This window comes from Bacillus cereus group sp. N8, assembly GCF_016483685.1.
Classification (GTDB): domain Bacteria; phylum Bacillota; class Bacilli; order Bacillales; family Bacillaceae_G; genus Bacillus_A; species Bacillus_A proteolyticus.
This window is the reverse complement of record NZ_JAEHBK010000169.1, coordinates 1-271: the sequence shown is the minus strand read 5'-3', so window position 1 is coordinate 271 and position 271 is coordinate 1. Positions and strand designations below refer to the sequence as shown.

The window sequence follows — 271 nt, the reverse complement described above, 5'->3', positions numbered from 1 at the left end:
CTCCCGCAAACTTGGGCGACGCGTGGCTTTACGCAGGTAAGCGTCACCCGAGCCACAGTCGCACAAATAGGAGGATCAACAGGTATACTCATTTTATATGCAGGAGCAATTTTCGTACTTGGATTAACAAGAATACGTTACGAATGAAAAAAAGAAAGAACAGATACATCTTTACGCGCACAAAACTTCTTAATAATAGTGTCGTATCTTCCCTACTTGAAATTATAATAGCTATAACGAGCATAATAAAAAAAGAAAAAAATAGTAAAAA

1 pseudogene is annotated in these 271 nt (G+C 37.3%); it reads left to right on the top strand.

Annotated elements, in window-relative coordinates:
- Window positions 1–147, top strand: a pseudogene (locus JDS80_RS32250) (ABC transporter permease); the annotation flags it as partial.
- Between the last annotated feature and the right edge of the window lie 124 nt (window positions 148–271).